The organism is Mesorhizobium sp. B1-1-5 (assembly GCF_006443065.1).
Taxonomy (GTDB): domain Bacteria; phylum Pseudomonadota; class Alphaproteobacteria; order Rhizobiales; family Rhizobiaceae; genus Mesorhizobium.
In genome coordinates this window covers 40,001-43,914 of the sequence record NZ_VFWS01000036.1, presented here as the reverse complement: position 1 = coordinate 43,914, position 3,914 = coordinate 40,001, and the positions used below count along the sequence as shown (strand labels likewise).

Annotated in this window: 2 protein-coding genes, 1 tRNA gene and 2 rRNA genes (1 of these 5 cut by a window edge); all 5 read right to left on the bottom strand. The window is 56.5% G+C overall.

Going from position 1 to position 3,914, the window contains the following annotated elements; all coding sequences use genetic code 11:
* Window positions 1–297 precede the first annotated feature (297 nt).
* Window positions 298–579 (bottom strand): type II toxin-antitoxin system RelE/ParE family toxin, encoded by a 282-nt coding sequence (locus FJ980_RS14145; RefSeq protein ID WP_246676414.1) that lies wholly within the window; start codon window positions 577–579, stop codon window positions 298–300.
* Window positions 580–612: 33 nt separating this feature from the next.
* Window positions 613–879, bottom strand: coding sequence for a type II toxin-antitoxin system ParD family antitoxin (locus FJ980_RS14140; RefSeq protein ID WP_140543617.1), 267 nt, complete (start codon window positions 877–879; stop codon window positions 613–615).
* A gap of 474 nt (window positions 880–1,353) precedes the next feature.
* Window positions 1,354–1,430: transfer RNA gene (locus tag FJ980_RS14135), tRNA-Met, on the bottom strand.
* Window positions 1,431–1,690: 260 nt separating this feature from the next.
* A 5S ribosomal RNA gene (rrf, locus tag FJ980_RS14130) occupies window positions 1,691–1,805 on the bottom strand.
* 257 nt (window positions 1,806–2,062) lie between these two features.
* Window positions 2,063–3,914 (bottom strand): 23S ribosomal RNA (locus FJ980_RS14125) (it continues 972 nt past the right edge of the window).

The following is a 3,914-nucleotide window of genomic DNA, read 5'->3' as shown; positions in this document are numbered from 1 at the left end:
AACAGAGGGCAGACCTAGAAGCAAACTTCTTCGTCGCCAGCGGCGCACCGCCCTCGTTCGTGGGCCGTATATAGTCGCCGCCCGACCGAACTGTCAACAGCCTAGATCGCTCTTTTTTCGATTTCTCGTGGAGATATCCAAGAAGGCAAAATTCGTGAGCTGGCTTGGTTGAATTTTGGCCGGCGCTTCCGTTGCGGCGATACCCGTCACAACCGCTTCGCCGGGTGAATGCGGTCGCCCTAAAGCAGCCACCAGCACTTAGCCGAATGTCGATCGTCGCGGCCCTTGGCTCGCGGTTCAGAGCCTTTCTTCCAGCGACTCGGGCGTGATATTCCGGCCCGCGTGGAAGATGCCCAGATCAGCACGAACTCGCCGTCGACAACGAAAGCGATACTGACCGCGCGACGTTACCCAATGATCCGCAGCCCCGGCATGATCTCCACCCGCTCGGTGCCGCGCTGCGGAAATGTCGACAAGCCCAAGACAGAGATCGCGCATGCCCGCAACAAAATCCCAGGCAATCGCCGGCGACGCACGCTCGGCTATATTGTCATAGAGTTGCTCGAGTTCGGCTTCCACTTTCGTGTAGAAGACAATCCGGCACTCCATTTCCTACTTGGCTTTCGCCTGCCGCGCGCGATGACGGAGCTCCAGCCGGGAAAACACCGTTTCGGCGGGAATAGCTTTTGCCGGGTCCTGCTGGAGCTCGGCCACGCGCGACGGGATCTCCTCACGCAGCCACTTCTCACGCTCCGCCTCAAAATCCTCGAGCATACGCAGACCGGCGCGGACAACCTCGCTGGCATTGTTGTACCGGCCCGATTCGAGCTGCTTTCTGATGAAGCGCTCATAGCGCTCGTTCAAAGCGTAGTTGGGCATGGAGGCCTCCTCCGGAAATATAGCAATAGATAGCAACAATTGGCAATTTGGCTGATTCGATTCCAATTCACCCGTCGCGATTCGGTGAAGACCCAACAGTACCCAAATCGGCGGAGATCAAAATTATCGGGTCGAGACGCCGGCGTCCGATCGAGGATCGCCAGGCGGCCGACTCCACGACCTCTGCACTCGCCATTTCAAGACGGCTGAGACGCGGAAGCCGGCTGAGTTTAAAACTCAACCGGCTAATATTATTTCGTGCCTGGTTGCACGCCGGTCCCTGAGTGCGCTGCCACGCTCACTTTGACGTCCTCGTCGGCCGTGGTTCATGATTCCAGCTAGCGAGCGGCACCATGACGAGCGCGCCGATGTGGTCGATATGGATTGAATGATTCGGCCTGCTGAGGGCCTTGCCCTTCGTGCCTGCGATCACAAACGCAAACGGCCCGCGTGGATGCGGGCCGTTTTTGGATTTGGTTGCGGGGACAGGATTTGAACCTGTGACCTTCAGGTTATGAGCCTGACGAGCTACCGGGCTGCTCCACCCCGCGTCAACTACGAGCAAGCGTTTGCTTGCGACTACGAGCAAGCGTTTGCTTGCGACTACGAGCAAGCGTTTGCTTGCGACTACGAGCAAGCGTTTGCTTGCGTCCTTTGAGGTAAGTGCGACCTTACCGGATTCAAGAGGGTGCCAAATGAAAGGGCCGCTCGCGCGGCCCGTGATCCCGTTTGGCGGGCCTTAAGATCGTAGAGAGAAGATTTGGTCTCCGTCCGGATCGATCCGGATGTGAGGTGAACGTGCGCTTGGCAGACCTGGCAGCGACCTACTCTCCCGCGTCTTGAGACGAAGTACCATCAGCGCTGGAGCGTTTCACGGCCGAGTTCGGAATGGGATCGGGTGCAGCCGCTCCGCCATAACCACCAGGTCGGCAAAACGCACGTTCAAATCGAGAAGCTGGGTTAGGGATTAGGCAGTAGTGAGTAGTGAGTAGGGCATACCCGCTCTCTATCTGCTTGTGCCGTTTGCCTGTCCTTCCGTGCCAAGGCGACATCTACAGTTGGCTTTCGGGCGAAGCCCGCAAGCGCGACTGCGCGTCGCCGGTCGTCCGGCGCCCTCGCGGAGCATAGGCCCCGAAGGGGCCGCTCATGCGTGAGCGCTGGTAGATGGATATAAGTAATGAGAACGATCAAGCCTATCGAACTATTAGTACCGGTAAGCTTCAAGCGTTGCCGCTCTTCCACACCCGGCCTATCAACGTGGTCGTCTTCCACGGTTCTCAGGGAATACTCGTTTCAAGGTGGGTTTCCCGCTTAGATGCCTTCAGCGGTTATCCCGTCCGGATATAGCTACCCTGCGATGCGGCTGGCGCCACAACAGGTCCACCAGAGATCCGTCCATCCCGGTCCTCTCGTACTAGGGACAGATCCTTTCAATATTCCTACACCCACGGCAGATAGGGACCGAACTGTCTCACGACGTTCTGAACCCAACTCACGTACCGCTTTAAATGGCGAACAGCCATACCCTTGGGACCTGCTCCAGCCCCAGGATGCGATGAGTCGACATCGAGGTGCCAAACAACCCCGTCGATATGGACTCTTGGGGGTCATCAGCCTGTTATCCCCGGCGTACCTTTTATCCGTTGAGCGATGGCCCTTCCACGCGGGACCACCGGATCACTATGACCGACTTTCGTCTCTGCTCGACTTGTCAGTCTCGCAGTCAGGCAGGCTTATGCCATTGCACTCAGCGAACGATTTCCGACCGTTCTGAGCCCACCATCGCGCGCCTCCGTTACTCTTTAGGAGGCGACCGCCCCAGTCAAACTACCCACCATACATTGTCCCGGACCCGGATAACGGGCCGCGGTTAGACATCCATAGTAATAAGGGTGGTATTTCAAGGGTGGCTCCACCTGAGCTGGCGCCCAGGTTTCAAAGCCTACCACCTATCCTACACATGCCACTACGAATGCCAATGTAAAGCTATAGTAAAGGTGCACGGGGTCTTTCCGTCTAACCGCAGGAACCCCGCATCTTCACGGGGAATTCAATTTCACTGAGTCTATGCTGGAGACAGCGGGGAAGTCGTTACGCCATTCGTGCAGGTCGGAACTTACCCGACAAGGAATTTCGCTACCTTAGGACCGTTATAGTTACGGCCGCCGTTTACTGGGGCTTCGATTCAGAGCTTGCACCCCTCCTCTTAACCTTCCAGCACCGGGCAGGCGTCAGACCCTATACGTCGCCTTGCGGCTTCGCAGAGCCCTGTGTTTTTGATAAACAGTCGCTACCCCCTGGTCTGTGCCACCCTCCTCTGCTTGCGCAGAAAAGGGTCACGCTTCTTCCGAAGTTACGCGTGCAATTTGCCGAGTTCCTTCAGCATAGTTCTCTCAAGCGCCTTGGTATACTCTACCTGACCACCAGTGTCGGTTTCGGGTACGGTCTATAAGGAGGAGCTATTTCCTGGAACCACTCCGCTGCCCTTTCAATCCGATAAGATTGGACAACTTGTGTGATCCGTCACTACCTCCAGGCCCACGAATATTAACGTGGTTCCCATCGACTACGCGTTTCCGCCTCGTCTTAGGGGCCGGCTAACCCTGCTCAGATTAACTTTAAGCAGGAACCCTTGGTCTTTCGGCGGGGGAGTCTCTCACTCCCCTTACGTTACTCATGTCAGCATTCGCACTTCTGATACCTCCACCGCCCCTCACGGGTACGGCTTCATCAGCTTACAGAACGCTCCGCTACCGCTCGTGATTGCTCACGAACCCTAAGCTTCGGTGTATGGCTTTAGCCCCGTTACATTTTCGGCGCAAAGACCCTTATTTAGACCAGTGAGCTGTTACGCTTTCTTTAAATGATGGCTGCTTCTAAGCCAACATCCTGGTTGTTTTGGGATCCTCACATCCTTTCCCACTTAGCCATAACTTGGGGACCTTAGCTGTAGGTCAGGGTTGTTTCCCTTTTCACGACGGACGTTAGCACCCGCCGTGTGTCTGCCGACTAGTACTCCCAGGTATTCGGAGTTT

Coding starts and splice junctions, on each gene's coding strand:
- FJ980_RS14140 (WP_140543617.1), bottom strand. CDS start 879: ATGCCCAACTACGCTTTGAACGAGCGCTATGAGCGCTTCATCAGAAAG.